Genomic DNA, 2,114 nt, shown 5'->3' on the forward strand with positions numbered 1-2,114 from the left:
AAGGAAGGCGCACTGCAATATGCGCCGATAGGCGCGCTGGTCGGGCTGATCCTGGCGGCGGAGCTGATCGTCGTTCTCGGCGGCTACACTTTCGCGCCGCAGCTCGCTTCGACGGTCTCCAAACCCATTCCGGATCTCGCCACGCGGACCAATACCGCCGCGCTCGGCGACATCCTCTATACCGACTACCTCTACTACTTCCAGATTTCGGGCCTCGTGCTGCTGGTCGCCATGATCGGCGCCATCGTGCTGACCCTGCGCCATAAGCCAGGCGTCAAGCGGCAGTCGATCGCGGCCCAGGTCGGCCGCACGCCGGCGACCGGCATGGAAATCCGCAAGGTCAAGACAGGCGAGGGACTCTGAGATGGTTGTCGGCATCGCACATTATCTGACCGTATCGGCTGTTCTGTTCACGCTCGGCGTGTTCGGCATCTTCCTGAACCGCAAGAACGTCATCGTCATCCTGATGTCGGTCGAACTGATCCTGCTGGCGGTCAACATCAATTTCGTCGCCTTTTCGGCGGCACTGGGCGATCTGGTCGGCCAGGTGTTCGCGCTGTTCGTGCTGACGGTCGCGGCGGCCGAGGCCGCCATCGGACTTGCCATTCTCGTCGTCTTCTTCCGCAACCGCGGCTCGATCGCGGTCGAAGACGTGAACATGATGAAGGGTTGACGGAACCACCATGTATCAGGCCATCGTCTTCCTTCCCCTGCTCGGCTTCCTGATCGTCGGCCTGTTCGGCACGTCGCTCGGCGCCAAGGCGTCCGAATACATCACCTCCGGTTTCCTGGTGATCGCGGCCGTGCTGTCGTGGGTCGCTTTCTTCACCGTCGGTTTCGGCCATGGCGAGGTGTTCACCGTGCCGGTGATGCGCTGGATCCAGTCAGGCGGGCTGGAAGCGGCCTGGGCGCTCAGGATCGACACGCTGACGGTGGTGATGCTGGTGGTGGTCAACACCGTGTCGGCGCTGGTTCACATCTATTCGATCGGCTACATGCACCACGATCCGAACCGGCCGCGCTTCTTCGCCTATCTGTCGCTGTTCACCTTCGCCATGCTGATGCTGGTGACATCAGACAATCTGGTGCAGATGTTCTTCGGCTGGGAAGGGGTGGGCCTCGCCTCTTATCTGCTGATCGGCTTCTGGTACAAGAAGCCGTCGGCCAATGCCGCGGCAATCAAGGCCTTCGTCGTCAACCGCGTCGGCGATTTCGGCTTCGCGCTCGGCATTTTCGGCCTGTTCGTGCTGTTCGGTTCGGTCAATCTCGGCACCATCTTTGCCAATGCGGCGACGTTCATTCCGGCCGAAGGCGCCCCGCACGGCGCCGCGGTGCTGACCTTCCTCGGCTATGCGCTGGACAAGCAGGCGGCCATGACGATCGTTTGCCTGCTCCTGTTCATGGGCGCCATGGGCAAGTCGGCGCAAGTGCCGCTGCACACCTGGCTGCCGGATGCCATGGAAGGCCCGACACCGGTTTCCGCGCTGATCCATGCCGCCACCATGGTGACGGCCGGCGTGTTCATGCTGGCACGGCTGTCTCCGCTGTTCGAACTGTCGCATTCGGCGCTGACTGTGGTGACCTTCATCGGTGCCTTCACGGCCTTCTTCGCGGCCACCGTCGGTCTCGTCCAGAACGACATCAAGCGCGTCATCGCCTACTCGACCTGCTCGCAGCTCGGCTACATGTTCGTGGCACTCGGCGTCGGCGCCTATGGCGCGGCGATCTTCCACCTGTTCACGCATGCCTTCTTCAAGGCGCTGCTGTTCCTCGGCTCGGGCTCGGTCATCCATGCCGTGTCCGACGAGCAGGACATGCGCAAGATGGGCGGCCTCAGGAAACTGATCCCGACCACCTACTGGATGATGGTGATCGGCACGCTGGCGCTGACCGGCGTCGGCATTCCGGTGACGGTCATCGGCACCGCCGGCTTCTTCTCCAAGGACGCCATCATCGAGAGCGCCTTTGCCGGCCACAATTCGGTTGCCGGCATGGCCTTCGTGCTTTTGGTCATCGCCGCCTGCTTCACCTCCTTCTACTCCTGGCGGCTGATCTTCATGACCTTCCACGGCAAGCCGCGGGCGAGCCATGAGGTGATGCACCATGTCCATGAA

3 protein-coding genes are annotated in these 2,114 nt (G+C 62.5%); all 3 read left to right on the forward strand.

Annotation, left to right across the window (positions count from 1 at the left end; genetic code table 11):
• Positions 1-363: NADH-quinone oxidoreductase subunit J (locus EN906_RS31940; RefSeq protein WP_206529226.1), on the forward strand; the 363-nt coding region annotated here is incomplete at its 5' end.
• Between the two features lies 1 nt (position 364).
• On the forward strand, positions 365-673 hold the full coding sequence (gene nuoK, locus EN906_RS31945) for an NADH-quinone oxidoreductase subunit NuoK (protein WP_010910101.1): 309 nt from the start codon (positions 365-367) through the stop codon (positions 671-673).
• 10 nt (positions 674-683) lie between these two features.
• Positions 684-2,114, forward strand: a 1,431-nt coding sequence (gene nuoL / locus EN906_RS31950) for an NADH-quinone oxidoreductase subunit L (RefSeq protein WP_127375673.1), incomplete at its 3' end; no start/stop codon positions are given.

Origin of the sequence: Mesorhizobium sp. M7A.F.Ca.CA.004.06.1.1, from assembly GCF_003999135.1 — a bacterium.
Classification (GTDB): Bacteria; Pseudomonadota; Alphaproteobacteria; order Rhizobiales; family Rhizobiaceae; genus Mesorhizobium.